Raw genomic sequence first — 17,804 nt, 5'->3', positions numbered from 1 at the left:
CGGCGGTAGTAGTAAAAGAAAGGCCTGTAGCACCGGTATATGTAAGACCGGCACCACCACGACCAAATTATATATGGGTAGAACCCGGCTACGTTCGCGTTGGCAGCGGATATGCTTACCGTCAGGGTTACTGGATAGCTCCACGTCCCAACAAGGTTTACCGCCAGGGCTACTGGAGAAACACCAGGCGCGGGTATGTATGGGTACCGGGCCGATGGTAAAATTATTATTGTTGTTGGAGTTTGATAAATGGGGAGCCGGCTTCTGCCGGTTCTTTTCTTTTGTTTCCCGCAGGTTCCCGCTGTTTAAATATACACAGATCTTCGCAGAGATAAACCTGCGAGCATCTGCGTGTATCGATCTGCGGACATCTGCGGAAAAATTAATCCGATTGGTATAATTTTGGCTGATAAATCAAAAAACAAACCATGATAAAGCTTAAACTGCTCTTCAGCCTGCTGGCGATGACTACTTTTTCTTCCTTTGCACAACGAAACCCTTTGAGCTCAGACCGTGAGAACTTCTTCCGCTTTGGCGCAAAAGGAGGGGTGAATATCAATAAGATCGATGGGCAATCTTATAAGGATGGGTTCAATTTCAATTACCAGATCGGCGGTTTCCTGCAGTTCAACCTCACCAATAAGATCGGCATCCAGCCGGAAGTCAGTTTTGTGCAATCCACATCCGAATTCAGCAGTGGTGCCGATAATGTATATGATGATCTTTTCCTGGGCGGCGGTCAGCGTAAAGCAAAATTGAATTACCTGGAAGTGCCGGTCTTCCTGAATGTGAACCTGGGCCCGAGCAAAAGGGTGAAGCTACAGGTGGGGCCTGCTTTCAATGGGTTGCTCAAACAAACAGTTGACAGCCTGAAAACAAATGCCGACATATTTAAAAAAGCAGAATGGAGTGCAATCGGCGGTTTGTGGGTACAACTCCCGCTGATAAACCTTGGCGCAAGGTATAAACTCGGACTTACTGATATAAACGATATCGATAACAGGCAGACCTGGAAGAACCAGGCGATACAGGTATTTGTTGGTATCACCCTGTAATAAGGAGAAAAACAACAGTATTTACCCGCTAAAACAGCGGGTTTTTTTATGGATATAGTTGTAATTTAAACGAATAAAAAAATGGCTATGCAACAGGTAAGAACGGAGGACGTAATTGTGATCGATATTGAAACGGTATCGGAGCACCCGGATTTTGAATCGATGAACGAGAACTGGCAACATCTCTGGGAAGAAAAAGTGGCGCGGGTAGTGCCTGAGGGAACCAGCGTTGGAGAATTTTACCCGATGAGAGCAGGTGTCATGGCGGAGTTTTCGAAAATAATCTGCATCAGCATCGGGTATTTCAACAAGGAGCAGCAACTGCGGATGCGCATCAAATCATTTTATGGGGATGATGAAAAAAAGATCCTGCAGGATTTCCTGGCTACGCTTCAAAAGATCGAAAGCATCAATAATAAATGGGCTTTTGCAGGACATAATATCAGGGAATTCGATATCCCGTTCATCTGCCGGAGGCTGGTCGTCAATAATATTCCGCTTCCCCGCTACCTCGATTTTCAGAATATGAAACCATGGGAAACGAATATCATCGATACATTCCAGTACTGGCGTTTCGGGGATTACAAACATTATACTTCGCTGAAGTTACTGGCTGCCGCTCTGGGAATACCTTCTCCCAAGGATGATATCGATGGCAGCATGGTAGGGGAAGTGTATTGGAAAGAAAAAAATATAAAACGCATCGCCACTTATTGCCAGAAGGATGTGATCACCACCGGGAACATTTTTCTCCGGTTTAAAAACCTGCCTTTGCTGGGGGAGGGAGATATTGATATTGTGGAATAGTGAATAGTGAATGGTGAATAGTGAATGGTGAATAGTGAATGGTGAATAGTGAATGGTGAATAGTGAATGGTGAATAGTGAATGGTGAATGGTGAATGGTTCAAAATTTTAATGAATATTTTGGATACTATATTAGAACTGTCATTGCGAAGCGATTGCTACGTGCCTCGCAATGACCATTCTAGGGAACAACTTCTCAGAGAAATGGCCCTATTCGCTAATTCGTGTAATAAAAAAATCAGTAGCCAAACTTCCCATCAAACGGGAACGGTGATAAATACAAGATCTTCTTCCCGCTGCCATTTCCCGGAGGGCCACCATAAACGCCATTCTCCAGGAAGCTGCCGCTGTTGAGCAGGATCACTTTCGAATTGTCTGGGGCATTGGCTTCGGCAACCGAAAGATTGTAATAAGGCCGGGTATCATTTGTTACGCCGGAGTTGGCCGGAATCCTGTACATATAACGCAGGTCAGGTTCCCATGAATAAAGCTGCAACCCACCATGTCCGTAGATGTTGTCATCACCCACTGTGCCCCAATCGCGGTAGAGCGTGGAAGTGCGGTAGCATACCTGCGTAACGCCGGTTGCATCCAGGTATGGATTGGCACTCCAGAACGAGGTAAGCGCTCCCGCGGCATTGGCGGTGGCGCTGCTGGTACCGCTGAATACCCCTCCGCCATAAACGAATACGGTAGTAAGTGTGGGACCCGCGATTTTTGGAGCAAGGTTTCCGCTGTTGGTAGGCCCTTGTCCGCTATAATTGATAATGATATCTGTAGCGCCGGAAGGTTCTTCAAAATACACCTGGTCTACAGCGCCCACCGATACAACATTCGGGCTGGTACAATTGCTGGGGGAAGTGGTAGAACCGGCAGCCTGGTAAAACTGGTAATCGATCCCACCTGCGGTAAACATTTCTATATTGGTAGCCACACCTGATCGTTTGGTCACCCTGAAATATACATTCACGGCGGCGCCGGTATTGTTGGTCCAGCTTACATATTCAAATGCTGCGGCAGTAGTGCCTACGGTAGCGGCATTGGCCAGCACCACGTTATTATCGAAGCGGCAGATGGCGATATCATAATCAGCGCCACTGGCGGTATTCCAGCTCAGGTAACAATGCGTGTTGCTGCCGGCAGTTATAGAACTCATGAGCCTGTTACGTTCCTCGGTGCCCGAAAATTCATGACGGTTATTGGCATTCGCATCTTTGAATAGTCCTTCGTAGTGATTGAAGACCCTGTTGCCGGCGCTGGTGCAAAAAATGATCCCCGCATTTGCGGCAGCATTGGCATAAGCGCATGCAGGCCCCGAATCGTCGGCCCAGCCCGTATTGTATTCACTGATGGCCATGGAGATCACATTTACGCCATGGGCGATGCAAAGGTTTACGGCATTGCCCCTCTCGGTGGCATTATCCGTTACATACAATTCGTAATCGGCATTGGGTGCATGATCGTATATAGTTTCAGCGCAGGCGGTGCCATGTTCCTGGCCGCCGATATTAACTCCTGCAACCGTACTTGGAGTACCATTCAGGTTTACATAAGCCGGTGTTTTTGCGTTACCCGAATTGATGGAAGCCTGCAACCCCGCGAAGCCATAATCGAATACTGCCACCCTGCGGCCAGTACCACCCGGGCCACCGCCTGTTTTATATCCCGTGCTATTGACAGCAGCAGGGCCCTGATCGTCTGCCGGAGGTTTTGGTACCTGGAAAACGAAATAATCTTTCTCCAACGTTTTTACCATGGAAAGCAGCTTGTCCAGTTTTACCCAGATGCTTGCCCTGTTCTTCCAGGTAAGATCAATGCTGAAACCGGCCCTTGTCAGGTATCCGGTATTGATCTTATCTTTTATCTGTTGAAGGTTTTCGTCGTTGCGGTATACGATCTCAATGTTGACAGTATTATCTGCTGCCCGGTGACGCAGGGTGGAATGTAACAACCTGTCATTCGCTTCAGCAAGATCCGTTTCGGCGAGTTTAGCCAGCTGGTAAAGCTGTGCACTCATCTTTACAGATTCCGGTACGGTTTCAAGTATGATATTCTGCCAGCGGGTTTCATTATAGCCTTTCTGTTGAGCCTGGAGGCACATGGCGGGCAATAGGATCGATATGATGAACAATATTTTTTTCATGAAAAAGATTTACAGTCCCGGATTATCTTGTACCGATCAGCACCAGCACCATGCCTTTGCCACCGGAAAGTTTACTCATTGCTTTACCGATGATGGCGCCCTGTGCTTTTTTGTAATTGGTAGCTTTCATCGCATATCCCGGAAGGGAAGAAGTAGTAAGTTGATCGCCTGGGTTGATCGGATTTTTAGTGGCATCAGCCATTACATAGATGCGCCCTGAGATGGCCACCGGGAATGCCCCATCGGCGATCGTATTCTTGTGGCCCATCGTCATACCCGGAAGGATGCCATTGGCCCCGCTGATAACGCCGGCTACTTTTTTATCGTAAGGTATATTGCTCACAGTAAGTTTACCGGTGTTGTTTTCATCGATTGAAACAAGCATGCCCGGCAAGGGTGTTTCGTTTTCAGGAGCGGTGATGTCGAAGTATTCGGCGAAGTCTGCCCCGCCTTTGATCTGCAGTTCATCAACGATGATCCTGCTGCGGCCCGATGAGTTGTAATTGCCGCTGATCTCCATCGTACGGGTATCGGTGGCAGGATTTACAAATAAAATTTCGGCGCCGTTGCCCACCGCGTTGCTGCCTTTGATGATGATGGTGCTGTCTGTTTCTCCGTGAGGAAATAATTTGATCTCACCACCTTCGGGGCCACCGTTCATCTGTGCTGTTCTTGTAAGCGTGCTCGGGTTGATGAGAGCGATATCGCCGCCCAGGCCATCGCCATTGCTGGCTTTGATCACTACGGTACTGTCGGCGCTGCCATTTGAAAATAAACGGATCTCGCCACCAAGCCTGCCATCATCGCCGCTCAGCAGCATTACAGATCTTGCGTCGAATAAGTTATCAAGGCGGATATTCTTTCCTTTCAAGTGTAATCCTTCCAGGGGTGCTGCCTGCCCCAGCCCCAGGTAACCCAGGCGGCTGATAGAAAAAAGCGAAGAGGTGCCGCCGGTGAGATCAACGTTGGGAGTAGCCGCTGATACATCTCCTGAAAAAAAATTGAAAGTGCCTGTTACCGGTGAATATTCGAGGAAACCGGCATAACCGGTTCCGAGGTAACCGTAGGCGTCATTTGTATTCTTACCCATCCCGTTGAAACCGAGGGTGGGATTGTTGTTGATGATAGAAAAAGAAAGCCCGGTACTGGTGGCAGTGTTCCGGCTGATCAGCTGGTTGCCGGTAGCGGAAATGATCTCCAGTTTGCCATCATTAGGGGTATCGGTACCAATGCCCACATTCTGTGCATTTGCGGCAGTGGAAAACAAGAATAGGAAGAGCGCACAGAAGGAGCTGTGTATTTTCATTTGTATACGAGTTGAAACCTGCATTCGTTGATGATTTGATTTGATCAAAGGTGTTTTATCCCGGATGCTTGAATGCGGGGGTGAAATTACAAAAAAACCGCATCAAACCATTACCGTAGGGTAACTAATTTGATGCGGTTGCAGATTACCCGTCTTTCACAAATCAGCGGCCGTTGCTGCTACTTACGAAAAACGGGTACCGGGAGATTTATCTTACTGAACGATCACTTTTTGTGTAGTGGTCTGTTCGTCGGTGAGCACTTTTACAAAGTATACGCCTTTAGCGAAACGGCTGGTGCTGATCTGCAGCAACTGGTCAGCGGTGTTGCGTTTTTCAATCACTTTGCCATTGATATCCGCCACGATCACCTGTGTGGTTTTCTGGTCGTTTTTAGCGATGTACACATTGATGAAGTCAGTTGCAGGATTTGGTGCTACAGTGATGGCGTATTGTTCGCTGAACAATACCGGCCTTACCGCTGAAGTTACAGACCTGTAATCAACGTCTACCTGTTTCAAACGGTAGTAGTTGATGCCTTTTGCCGGGGTGTTATCTACATACGCATAGTTTTTAACAACATTGCTGAAACCTGCTGCCGCAACGGTTGCGATGCTGGTCCATGTCCTGTTGTCGGTAGACCTTTCGATCACGAAATTCCTGGAGTTCAGTTCCTGGGCAGTTGTCCATTTCAGGGTAACAGTCCTGTTCACTTTTGTAGCAGTGAAGTTTACGAGGCTCACAGGCAGGATACCGAAGCAGGAGCCGGCATTCAGCGGAGCATCGCCTACAGTGATCTGCAATGCGTTGGCAGTTACGGAACCGTTTACCGGATCGCTGGTGGAAACACCTGAAGGCCATGTGCCATCGGCATCGCTATTGCAACCAACCACCACACCTGTTGGGGTGAACTGCTGGATGAGACGCACACCTTCCGGGTTGTCATTTGGGATAACAGTATTCCAGCTACCTGCGGTTTCATCATATGGAGCAACAGGTGCGGTAGTAGTAGCGTTATCTTCAACGAGGGTCATTGCTAAAGGCCGTGCTGCTACGATGTTTCCATCGATGCTGTTCCAAAGGGCCACCACATTATTTGCTGATGCAAGAGAAGCGCCTTTGATAAAAGAACCTTCTGCAGGAGCAGTACCCCAATCGAGCATTTTAATGGATTGATCAAGTGCAAAGCGGTATTTAACGCTGAAGGGTGTAACATCTTCGCCGATCGTTACAGTAACGAATACATTCGCACCTGAATCGAACCTGTTGTTGGTAGAAGCAAAATACCCGAACGTGCCGGTAAATTTACCGTTTGCATCTGAAGTGAATTTGCCATAAGAACCTGCAGTTGTAAGGCTACCTGTACTTGCAGTGTAGAACGACGGGGTAGTAACGGTATAATCATTCAATACTAGTGTACCCGCACTATTGCTTGTACCGAAATCAGCGGATGATGCACCGGTGCTGTAGTAACGATAAGTTGTATTTGGTGCCAGTCCGCTGATAGTACCTACTGCAACGGTTGGTATCCTGATAGCAGACCTTGCGCCGTATAGCGGTGTACTTACGGAAGTAAAGAACCCTTGCTGGATATTTGGAGAAATACCAGTGGTAGAAACTGTTACAGGGTTATTGGCAGCAGATGTAGTAAGGTAGTTGGTGGTACCTGCTGTAGAACCATTGTATTCGTAGGCATGTACTGTGTAGCTGGTACCTGAAACGAGGCCGGTAACGACTGTAGTAGCGTTGCCGGTATTGTTGTACCAGATGGTATTTCCGCCACCAAGGGTAGTAGTATATACAGATCCATCGGCAGGGGCAATAGCCGCCGCTGTTGTTTGCCTTACTGCTATGATCCTTGCAGCACCGTTTCCGTTTGTCCAGTCAATGGTAAAACCGTTATCATTAACCGCAGAAATAACAATATTTGAAGCCTGTACAGTTGGTTCAGCAACCAATACATTACCACCTACATTAGCATTAATTGTTGTTGCACCGCCACCGGCAAGAGATACTGTGCCTGTTGCCGTTCCCAAAGGAGCAGTGGCGCTAAGGCGAACATATACCGGAGTTGCAGCTAAAGTGGCTGAAGTGTAAGGAATAGTAGTTGTCGGGCCCCAGCTTGCATTATCGTTAGAAACCTGGAAGTCAGTTGAAGAAGCTGTTGCGAGGATGGTTCCGGGGAAACCCGTGAGATCAGTACCAGTAACGTTGAAGCTTCCGCTTGCGGATGCCGTACCTTGAACAGTTGAAAGGTTGGTTGCGTTGCCAGTAGTTCCCAAGGTAGGGCCGGTTGCAACAGTTGGAGTTACATCAGCCCAGGTTAAACCTACGAGCAGGCCATCCACTACAGTTTGAGGCTGGCTGGTGCTTCCCTGCCTCAAAGCGATCGATCCGATGCTGTTGTTGCCATTGGCAGAAGTGGTAGTCACTTCCGGTGTGCCGGCAGCCGCTTCAGAAGCAGGTACGCCAGCAGGAATTACCCACATAGAAAGCGGATCGTTGGCTGTAGTACTGATAGTATATTTAACTACCAGCAGGTAGGTAGTGTTTTTTGCAAAAGAAGTCGTTCCCCAGTTAGCGGTGCCATTATTACTGATACCGAAATTAACGGCATCTGCAACAACTCTAACGAATACCCTGGAGATAAACGTACTCCCTATAGGGCTTGGCCCAAGGTGAATGATATAATCACCGGTTTTGGCAGAAGCCGCCTCAGTGATATTAACCATTGCTGAAAAGTAAATGTTCTGGCCGTCCGTAGTTTGTGCTGTAAACGTTCTGTTCACATCCTCACCACCACCTACGCTGCCAATCAAAGCTGCATTTCCGATACCACTTGTAGAAAGGCCGGTGTAGGTAAGCCCTGTGGTAGTAGAAACGGCACTTGCGCCGGTACCACTGTGGGCAGCCCAGCCATTTGCAGTAAGAGCGCCGGAATAGTTAAAATTATCCGTTAAGAGCTGCTGGGCGGATAATAAACCTACGTTCATCATCAGCAAAACAGCCAGCATGATTTTTTTAGTAAAAATTTTCTTCATACAATTTTTTTGAGATAGATAGATGTGATAAGTGTGTAAAGATAGGGGTTTTGGATACTTTGCGCCAGAAAAATAAGGCCACAAATTATCCACGTAACAATAAGATAACCGATTATTCGTTGACGCTGCTTCAACAGTTCAAAAAGTTCAAAATGTTCAAGAGGCTCAGGAAGCCCGTTAAAACGCAACCTCTTGAACCTCTTGAACTTTTAAACCTTTTAAACCTCTTAATTGACCTTTTTCAGCATTTCCACAAATACCGGTAAGTGATCGCTATACCCATAATTGTAGGTATTGCCATCCCAGGTCCTTTTGCTGTAACCCCTGAATTTGCCGGTTTTTTGCACCAGGAATTCTTTATTAAATATGATCGCTTTCTGGAAAAAATACCCCGGCTGTGCCTTATCCAGCCAGGCCTGTGATACCATGATCTGGTCGAAAAGCCCCCAGGCATCCTGGTAAGCCAGCGTTCCGATCCCTCTTTTGTACATTTCCGTCCAGGGATTGTATATGCCGGAAACAGCCACGTCTTTTATTTTCCCTTTGGCGCCGATCGTTTTAGTTACGCTCGGGCTTACCGGATCGTCATTCAGATCCCCCATGATCACTACTTTGGTGTTAGGATTGATCGCCATCAGCGAATCCACCCGTTGTTTGCACACCCCTGCTGCTGCTGCCCTCGCCGGGATCGACCTTTCTTCGCCCCCCGACCTGGATGGCCAGTGGTTGACGAAAACATGTATGGTATCGCCATCGAGGATACCTTTTACATATAATATATCCCTGGTAAAATAAGAATCCTTACTTCCACCAGGCAATTTTACAAAAAGCGGCCGGCTATGTAAGACTTTGAAATACTTGGGGTTATATAACAATCCCACGTCCACGCCCCTGAAATCGGGTGAGTCGAAATGCTCGATCTTCCATTTCCTGTCTTTCAGCTTCGGGGAGTGGATAAGATCGGTGAGCACGGTATCGTTCTCCACTTCGGCTACCCCTAAAAGCGCCAGTCCATCGGGGCTGATATCGGTCCCCATCTGCGAAATTACAGTGGCCAGCCTGTCTACCTTATCCATATATATATGTGTATTGTAGTGCCTGTCGCTGTTTGGCAGGAATTCCTCGTCATTTACCATCGGGTTATTTACCGTATCGTAAAAGTTTTCAAGGTTGTAAAACCCTATCAGGGAAACCCTGTAGTTATTCTGTGCAAATAAACCTGTGAGGCTAAACAGCAGAATTGCAGTGAGTAATGTCTTTATCATAAAAAATTAATGTGCGCAAAGATATATATATGGCCATATTCAAAATTGTTAAGTTAAAATTATGTTTATAATAACTCTAAAAAAATGTCAACCAGTTACGCAAAGTACCCTTACATTTGCCCCTTCAATAAAAAAACTATGCTGCAAAAATTCTACAAATTAATGGCTGCGGGGCTGTTAATGCTGGTGGTTTCCCACCCGGTGTTAGCCCAGGAAAAGCCAAAGCCAGACTCACTCAGAACAGATTCTACCATCCTTGAAAGTGTAAGGGAGATTTCGGTGGACAATATCCCGGTAGTATCGCTGGACGATGATGCCAATGACGGGAGCGCTCAGAATATTTCTTCTGTATTGAACGCCGGCAGGGACCCTTTCCTGAATGCCGCCTCTTTCAAATTCGGGGCCGTAAGGTTCAGGGTGAGAGGGTATGATGCGGATATGTTTGGTACCTACATGAATGGTGCACCAATGGAAAACCTCGATAACGGCTTCACTCCTTACGGTTTATGGGGTGGGTTGAACGATGTTACCCGCAACAAGGACAATACGTTAGGTATGAAACCAACCACTTACGCTTATGGGGAACTGGGCGGTATCAACTATCTCGATACAAGGGCTTCTTACCAGCGCAGCCAGACAAGCATCAATTATGCAGTGTCTAACAGGAACTACAGCAACCGTTTGATGGTTACCCATTCAACCGGCCTCAATAAAAAAGGATGGGCATTCAGCGTATCCGGTTCACGCCGCTGGGCGGATGAAGGGTTTGCCGATGGTACCTATTATGACGGGTCATCACTTTATGTTGGTGTGGACAAACGTTTCTCCGACAGGCACCTGTTGTCTTTCGTAGCTTTTGGTACGCCAACTGAAAACGGCCGCCAGGGCGCTTCTGTTCAGGAAATGCTGGACATCGCCGGTACCAATTTTTACAACCCTTACTGGGGTTACCAGAATGGTAAAAAAAGGAATTCAAGCGTAGCAAAATCTTTCCAGCCGATAGGGATATTGACCCACGACTGGAAAATTTCCGATAAAACGTCGTTGCTTACAGCAGCTTCCATCACCGTTGGTAAAAGGAGCACTACCGCTATCGACTGGTACAATGCACCGGATCCAAGGCCGGATTATTACCGTTACCTGCCTAGTTACCAGCTGACAGACGAACTGAAAAGTTCAGTACTGACTGCGTTGCAGAACGACGTAAACCTGCGCCAGATCAACTGGGATAAACTATATAATACCAACTATGCTTCTTTCAGCACTATCAAGAATGCAGATGGCATAGCTGGTAATGATGTATCCGGTAAAAGGTCAAGGTATATCCTGGAAGAAAGGATCATCAATACTACCAAGTATAACTTCAACACCACGTTGAACACTACGTTGAGTAAAAATGTAGAATTTTCTGCAGGGCTTACTTACCAGTCGCAGAAGAATAATTATTATAAAGAAGTGAACGACCTGCTGGGTGGCGACTTCTATGTAGATGTTAACCAGTTTGCAGAAAGGGATTTCCAGGGAAATACTACTGCCAACCAGAATGACCTCAACCGTCCGAACAGGATCCTGGGTGTGGGGGATAAATTCGGTTACGATTATGATATCGATATTAAAAAAGCGAGCGGATGGGTACAATCTGTATTCAGGTTCCGTAAGATCGATTTCTTCCTGGCGGCAGAACATTCCTATACAACTTTCTGGAGGGTGGGTAATGTAAGGAACGGTTTGTTCCCCGATAATTCTTTCGGTAAATCTAAAAAGAACGAATTTTATAATTACAGCGCAAAAGGCGGTATCACTTATAAGTTCAACGGCCGAAATTATATTTTCGCCAACGCATCTTATATGACCAAAGCGCCGTTCTTTGAAAATGCGTATATAGCTCCAAGGACGAGGGATTTTGAACAGGATAACCTGAAAAACGAGCAGATCACTTCTGTGGAAGGCGGTTATATCATGAATGCGCCAAAAGTGAAACTACGTCTGACCGGTTATTATACTGAGTTCAAAAACCAGCTGAATGTGCTTACGTTCTACAATGACCAGTACCAGAACTTTGTTAACTATGCGTTGAGCAACATCGGTAAATACCATACAGGTATCGAATTTGGTGCAGAAGCTAAAGTATACAAAGGTCTGAGTGTAAATGCGGCAGCTGCTATCGGACGTTTTTATTACAACACCCGTCAGCAGGCAACAGTAACAGTAGATAACAGCGCAGAAATATTGGCGAAAACAACCGTTTATTCCAATAACTTCCGGGTGCCTACACCACAGGAAGCTTACACGATCGGGTTGGATTACCGCTCGCCAAAATATTGGTTCGTGAATGTGAATGTGAATTATTTCAGGAAAATGTGGTTGGATTTCAACCCGATCCGCAGGACTTCCACAGCAGTGGAAGGATTGGACAGGGATTCTGAACTTTACCATCAGATCATCGACCAGACACAATTGGACGACCAGTTCTCTGTAGATGCATTTGCAGGATATTCCTGGAAAATGCGCAACCGTTTCAAATCTGTGAGCAGCAATACTTACCTGGTATTCAATGTTGGGGTAAACAACCTGCTGAACAATAAGAACCTGGTTTCCGGCGGTTACGAACAATTGCGTTTTGACTTTGAAGAAAAGAACGTGAACAAGTTCCCTGCAAAACAATTCTATTCATATGGCCTGAACTTCTTCGCAAGCATCGGCCTGAGATTCTGATAATAATTATATAAAACATTCAATAAATAAACAACCATGAACAATTTTTTAAAGAGCAGTTTTGCAGCGATCGCGATCATGATTTCTGCTTTGACATTTACCTCGTGTGAAAAGGATTTTGATAATCCGCCATTATACGAGGAGCCGAATATCGTTCCTAATAAAACCATTGCTGCATTGAAAGCGATGCACATCAGCGGCCAGGTTGAAACCATTACCGATGATATCATCATCGCAGGTGTGGTAAATGCCGATGACAAAAGCGGTAACTATTACAAACAGATCAGTATCCAGGATAGCACCGGTGGTATCACCATCCGTCTTGATGGAAACAATCTTTATACAAGCTACCCTGTAGGACGTAAAGTTTACATTAAGCTCAAAGGTTTGTACATGGGCGATTACAACAGCCTTATCCAGATCGGTGGAAGCATCGACAACAGCGGTTCTTTCCTGAACGTGTTGGCTATCCCATCTGCTTTGTTTGACAAGTATATCGTTAAAGGAAGCGTTGGTTATACCGTTACGCCCAAAGTGGTAACTGTAGCAGAGCTGAACGCTTCTTATCAGAGCATGCTGATCCAGATCAATAATGCTGAATTCCTTCCCAGCGATACAGCAAAAACCTACGCAGACGCAGTTTTACAACAGTCTGTAAACCTGAATGCACAGGCTTGTACCGGTAGTAGCATCATCGTTCGTACAAGTGGCTTCTCTACTTTCGCCGGAGTAAACGCTCCTAATGGAAATGGTACGCTCACTGCGATCTACACTACTTTCGGCAGTACAAAACAATTGATCATCAGGGATACAAACGACGTGCAGTTTAAAGGCACACGTTGCAACGGCTCAACTCCAGGCGGCGGTGGCGCTGTTGATCCAAATCCTGCAAGGATCACTCTTGCGGCTTTCAGGGCATTGCAGCCAGGTACAGCAGATGTAACTGTTCCAACCAACACCCATTTCACTGCAAAAGTGATTTCAAACAACGCCAATGAAGCAGCAGGCAACTATCGTCTTCAGGACGAAAGCGGTGCAGGTATCATCCTTTACACAGTAGTAGGTTCGCCGGTTTACCCGATTGGTACCGTATTGAATGTAAACGCAGGTGGCGGTGGTATTATCACTCTTTTCAATGGGGATAAGGAACTGAAAAGTGTTCCGATCGCAAACATCACCACATCAACCTTAGCTATGAATCTCACTCCACGTGTAGCAACCATTGCTGAAATATTGACTAATAAAAATACCTGGGCTTCTTCACTGGTGAAGATCAACAACCTTACCAGCATCGTAGCGGGTACATCCAACAGCACCGGTACTAACTACACTGTTACTGATGCAACAGGTACTTTGAAAATGTTTGTACGTACGGCTGCGGGCATTACTGTAAGCACTTCCGGAACCTCTATCACCGGATATGTTTCTATCTTCAATACAGATACACAGGTCGGTATCCGTAGCGCATCGGATATTCAATAAGCGATCACAAAAGATATACAATGAGGCTGCCCTTCAAGGCAGCCTCATTAATAAAAAATAAAAATTTCAGTTATGAAAAAAATATTTACACTGGTACTCGTACTGTGTTCATTCCTTTCTTATTCACAGTCGACGACTCTTGTGATAAGCCAGGTATACGGTGGCGGCGGAAATTCCGGCGCTCCTTTTAAAGCGGATTTCGTAGAGCTGCATAATATATCGGCTACCGCTCAAAGTACTTCAGGCCTTTCTGTACAATACGCTTCATCAGCCGCAACCGGCGCATGGACGGGTATTGTAACATTGCCGGCTGCCAGCATCCCTGCAGGTGGATATTACCTGGTAAGGATGAGTGCAATAGGCACTACAGGAGCAGATCTTCCCACACCCGATGCAAACCCCGTTACAGGTGCCGAAGTAGCGATGTCATCTACCAACGGCCGTGTAGCCCTGGTGAATGGTACTACAGCAGTTACTGCTTGTCCTACGGCAGTGATAGACCTGGTAGGTTTTGGTTCTTCAGTTTGTTTTGAAGGAGCAGCAGCTACAGGGGTTTTAAGCAATTCTACCGCAGCTTTGCGTAAGGCAAATGGTTGTACAGATACCAATAATAACGGAGCGGATTTTACAGTGGAAGCCCCGGCTCCGCGTAACAGCGCTTCAGCTGCAGTTGTTTGCGGCAGCTCTACCACACCGGCACTGACCGTAACCGGCAGCATCGCTGGTTTTGGAAATGTTACAGTTGGTGCAAGTTCAGCTTCACAAACCTTCAACCTTTCAGGTTCAAACCTGACCGGTTTCCCCGGCGTGATCACTATCACTGCACCATCAGCAGATTTTGAAGTGTCTACCAATAACACTACGTTCTCAGCATCGGTAACCGTTCCTTTTACCAGTGCAACACTTGCTTCTACTCCTGTCTATGTAAGGTTCAGCCCACAAACGGCCGGCCTGAAAGCAGGAAACATCAGCATCACCGGCGGTGGGCAATCACCGGCGCTTACGGTAGCATTGAATGGTACGGGTGTGGCGGCTACGGTGCCTACCCTTACAACAGCCGGTACGGTTAATGATTTCGGAAACGTAACCATCCTTACCAATTCGGCTTCACAGAGCTTTACAGTAAGCGGTACAAATCTTACCGGTTTCCCGGGCAATATTACCATTACAGCCCCTTCTGCTGATTTCCAGGTATCCAGCAACAATACCACATTTGCTGCATCAACAACTATACCTTACACTTCAGCTACATTGGCTGCAACTACCGTGTATGTACGTTTCACCCCACAGACGGTAGGTGTCAAGACAGGCAATATCAGCATCACAGGCGGTGGTACTGCCACTGCCGTTACCGTTGCTATCAGCGGTACAGGTGTGAATGCTGCACCTCCATCAGGTTCGCAGGTACGCATCAGCCAGGTATATGGTGGCGGAGGCAATACGTCGGCTACTTACAACCAGGATTTTGTTGAGTTATTCAACTCCGGCACAACTGCTGTAGATATCAGCGGCTGGAGCGTACAATATGCATCTTTCAGCGGACCTAGCGGTGCAGGTGACTGGAATGGCGCTATTCTTCCGGCTGGTTCTTCTATCGGCGCGGGTAAATATTTCCTTGTTTCTTTTGCCGCTGTAGGAACCGTAGGTGCCAACCTGCCAACAGCGGATTTTGTAGGCCCTGTTACCACCAACCTTTCCGGTACTGCCGGTAAAGTAGCGCTGGTAAATAACAGCACTATATTAAATGGTACAACTGCCTGCTCAAACGCATCAGTGGTAGATGTACTCGGTTTCAGCACTACGGCCAACATAGCTACCTGTGCAGAAGGAAATACATTCACTACTACCGGTATCGATAATACGAAATCGATGTACAGGAAAAGCAATGGCTGTACAGATACTGACAACAACCTTGCTGATTTTGAACTGGGAACTGTATTGGCGAGAAACAGTGCAACTGCTGCTAATGTTTGTAGTGTAGCGCCCGTTAATCCTGCATTAACTACTGCAGGCACTATCAACGATTTCGGAAGCGTAGTGGTATTGACCAACTCTGCTTCACAGAGCTTCACAGTTTCAGGAACCAACCTTACCGGTTTCCCTGGCGTGATCACCATCACTGCTCCATCTGCAGATTTCCAGGTATCTAATGATAACACAACATTCGCTGCTTCTGCTACCATACCATATACTTCTGCAACTCTTGCTGCTACCCCGGTTTATGTAAGGTTTACACCGCAGACCCAGGGTGTAAAAACCGGTAATGTGACCATCAGCGGTGGCGGTGTTGCTACAGCACTTACTATCGCGGTAAGCGGTAATGGTATTTCAGCAACAGCGCCTGCAGTGACTACCACGGCATTGGCTGCTTTCGGTAATATCTGTACCGGTACCACATCGGTCACCAATTCATTTACGATCAATGGTGTTAACCTTACCAACGAAAATGTAACAGTGGCTGCCCTCGCAGGCTATGCTTATTCAACGTCTGCTACTGGTCCGTTTACTGCCACTTTATCACTTACACAGCCAGGCGGTACATACAGCCAGGAGATATTTGTACAACTGACTGCAGCAGCTGTTCAGTCTTACAATGGTAACATCGTAGTTGCTGGTGGCGGGCTTGCAACTCCTGTGAATGTTGCCGCTACAGGTGCGGGTGTAAATACTACCGCAACAGTTGCAACAGGTGCCGCTACTACTATCACCGTTAACAGTGCTGTGGCAGCAGGAACTATTTCTGCCAATGGTTGTACAGCAGTTACAGCCTACGGGATCGAATACAGCACTACCAATAATTTTCCAACGGGTACAGGTACGAAAGTAGTTTCTACCAACATATCTTCAGGAGTATTTACTTCTACACTTACGGCACTTACAGGCGCTACTGTATATTATTACAGGGCGTATGCTACCAATGGCGGCGGTACAGCTTATGGCGCTCAACTGAGCTTTACAACAGTAGCCCCTCCTCCGGCAGTATTAGTGGCAGGTCCGTTAACTGCTTTTGGAAATGTTTGTCTGCCTGGTTCAGCAGGCCCGAACCTTGTCAACCTGGGTGGCGCAAACCTTACTACTGCTAACGTAGTGGTAGGCCCGCTGGCTGGTTATAGTTTTTCTACAACCGCTACAGGAACATTCACTCCATCATTGACCATCACACAACCGGGCGGCACTTTCTCGCAGGCTGTGTATGTGAAGTTCACTCCAACGGCTGCACAGTCTTACAATGGCAATATTCCGCTTTCGGGTGGTGGGATTGCTTCTGCGGTTAACATACCGGTTACCGGCGCAGGATTGAACACACCTCCTGCAGTGGCTGCAGTAGCGGCTTCCGCAATCTCAACTACTACAGCGCAGTTGAATGCCACGATATCTTCGATCGGTTGTTCTGCCGTTACCACTTATGGTTTTGAATACAGCTCGATCAATGGTTTTGCTAACGGTCAAGGTACTGTGGTTGCTTCCAATAACCAGGCTGGTGGCAATTTCTCCATTAGCCTCAGTGGACTGGCGCCAGGCGCTACTTACTACTACAAAGCGTTTGCTCAAAATGCGAATGGTAAAACATACAGTGCTCAGGTTTCCTTTACCACATTTGCGGTAGGACAGGGACTGATCGTTTATTCAACTCCTGCTTTGAGGGGTGGTAAACTCAGCTTCAGCCTCAACCCGATCAAACCAGGGCACTACGCAGCAGCATTGTACAACATGGCCGGGCAGAAAGTATTCAAAAAAGAAATGCTGGTACAGATAGGCTTCATCAACGACAGCTTCATCATTCCAGGATTTATTCCTTCCGGTGTATACATTTTCCAGATCGAGAATTATGAATACAAGATCAGGAAACAGATCATTATCAAGTAAAATATCATCGAATATCAAAAATCCCGGTTCTTAAAAAGAACCGGGATTTTTTTGTTTAGAGATCATGGTTTAGAAGCAAGTCAGCTCTAAACCCTGATATCTAAACCCTAAACTTCCCAATGTCAT

Annotated in this window: 10 protein-coding genes; 6 read left to right on the top strand and 4 right to left on the bottom strand. The window is 46.8% G+C overall.

Translation table 11 applies throughout. From position 1 onward, the window contains the following. From EGI32_RS07705 to EGI32_RS07695, 3 genes are all read left to right on the top strand, one after another. Positions 1–221: hypothetical protein (locus tag EGI32_RS07705; protein ID WP_255154807.1), on the top strand; the 221-nt coding region annotated here is incomplete at its 5' end. A 207-nt stretch (positions 222–428) separates the two neighbouring features. After that, positions 429–1,055, top strand: coding sequence for a porin family protein (locus tag EGI32_RS07700; RefSeq protein WP_255154806.1), 627 nt, complete (start codon positions 429–431; stop codon positions 1,053–1,055). An 87-nt stretch (positions 1,056–1,142) separates the two neighbouring features. Next, the gene (locus EGI32_RS07695; protein WP_255154805.1) at positions 1,143–1,862 is read left to right on the top strand and encodes a ribonuclease H-like domain-containing protein; all 720 of its coding nucleotides are present in this window, start codon (positions 1,143–1,145) and stop codon (positions 1,860–1,862) included. A 237-nt stretch (positions 1,863–2,099) separates the two neighbouring features. Here EGI32_RS07695 and EGI32_RS07690 read toward each other — a convergent pair whose 3' ends face one another. From EGI32_RS07690 to EGI32_RS07675, 4 genes are all read right to left on the bottom strand, one after another. Next, positions 2,100–4,004, bottom strand: coding sequence for a S8 family serine peptidase (locus tag EGI32_RS07690; RefSeq protein WP_255154804.1), 1,905 nt, complete (start codon positions 4,002–4,004; stop codon positions 2,100–2,102). Between the two features lie 22 nt (positions 4,005–4,026). After that, positions 4,027–5,334, bottom strand: a complete 1,308-nt coding sequence (locus tag EGI32_RS07685; RefSeq protein ID WP_255154803.1) for a hypothetical protein — start codon at positions 5,332–5,334, stop codon at positions 4,027–4,029. Between the two features lie 189 nt (positions 5,335–5,523). Then, positions 5,524–8,349 carry a T9SS type A sorting domain-containing protein gene (locus EGI32_RS07680; RefSeq protein WP_255154802.1) on the bottom strand — a complete coding sequence of 942 codons (2,826 nt, stop codon included), beginning with the start codon at positions 8,347–8,349 and terminating at the stop codon, positions 5,524–5,526. A gap of 227 nt (positions 8,350–8,576) precedes the next feature. After that, positions 8,577–9,614 carry an endonuclease/exonuclease/phosphatase gene (locus EGI32_RS07675; protein ID WP_255154801.1) on the bottom strand — a complete coding sequence of 346 codons (1,038 nt, stop codon included), beginning with the start codon at positions 9,612–9,614 and terminating at the stop codon, positions 8,577–8,579. A 138-nt stretch (positions 9,615–9,752) separates the two neighbouring features. On the opposite strand from EGI32_RS07675, the gene EGI32_RS07670 reads away from it, so the two are divergent. The 3 genes from EGI32_RS07670 (at position 9,753) to EGI32_RS07660 (ending at position 17,678) form a co-directional block, all read left to right on the top strand. Next, positions 9,753–12,329: a TonB-dependent receptor gene (locus EGI32_RS07670; protein ID WP_255154800.1), complete on the top strand. Its 2,577-nt coding sequence runs from the start codon at positions 9,753–9,755 to the stop codon at positions 12,327–12,329. Positions 12,330–12,365: 36 nt separating this feature from the next. After that, positions 12,366–13,811, top strand: coding sequence for a DUF5689 domain-containing protein (locus EGI32_RS07665; protein WP_255154799.1), 1,446 nt, complete (start codon positions 12,366–12,368; stop codon positions 13,809–13,811). Positions 13,812–13,883: 72 nt separating this feature from the next. Then, on the top strand, positions 13,884–17,678 hold the full coding sequence (locus EGI32_RS07660) for a lamin tail domain-containing protein (protein WP_255154798.1): 3,795 nt from the start codon (positions 13,884–13,886) through the stop codon (positions 17,676–17,678). Positions 17,679–17,804: the final 126 nt, after the last annotated feature.

This window comes from Ferruginibacter sp. HRS2-29 (genome assembly GCF_024343615.1).
GTDB lineage: Bacteria > Bacteroidota > Bacteroidia > Chitinophagales > Chitinophagaceae > Ferruginibacter.
This window is presented reverse-complemented; position numbering and strand designations above follow the sequence as displayed.

What these genes read in the sequence shown, in the direction of transcription:
- EGI32_RS07685 (WP_255154803.1), bottom strand. Translation starts at nt 5,334, where the DNA reads ATGCAGGTTTCAACTCGTATACAAATGAAAATACACAGCTCCTTCTGT.
- EGI32_RS07700 (WP_255154806.1), top strand. Translation starts at nt 429, where the DNA reads ATGATAAAGCTTAAACTGCTCTTCAGCCTGCTGGCGATGACTACTTTT.
- EGI32_RS07680 (WP_255154802.1), bottom strand. Translation starts at nt 8,349, where the DNA reads ATGAAGAAAATTTTTACTAAAAAAATCATGCTGGCTGTTTTGCTGATG.
- EGI32_RS07675 (WP_255154801.1), bottom strand. Translation starts at nt 9,614, where the DNA reads ATGATAAAGACATTACTCACTGCAATTCTGCTGTTTAGCCTCACAGGT.
- EGI32_RS07670 (WP_255154800.1), top strand. Translation starts at nt 9,753, where the DNA reads ATGCTGCAAAAATTCTACAAATTAATGGCTGCGGGGCTGTTAATGCTG.
- EGI32_RS07695 (WP_255154805.1), top strand. Translation starts at nt 1,143, where the DNA reads ATGCAACAGGTAAGAACGGAGGACGTAATTGTGATCGATATTGAAACG.
- EGI32_RS07660 (WP_255154798.1), top strand. Translation starts at nt 13,884, where the DNA reads ATGAAAAAAATATTTACACTGGTACTCGTACTGTGTTCATTCCTTTCT.
- EGI32_RS07690 (WP_255154804.1), bottom strand. Translation starts at nt 4,004, where the DNA reads ATGAAAAAAATATTGTTCATCATATCGATCCTATTGCCCGCCATGTGC.
- EGI32_RS07665 (WP_255154799.1), top strand. Translation starts at nt 12,366, where the DNA reads ATGAACAATTTTTTAAAGAGCAGTTTTGCAGCGATCGCGATCATGATT.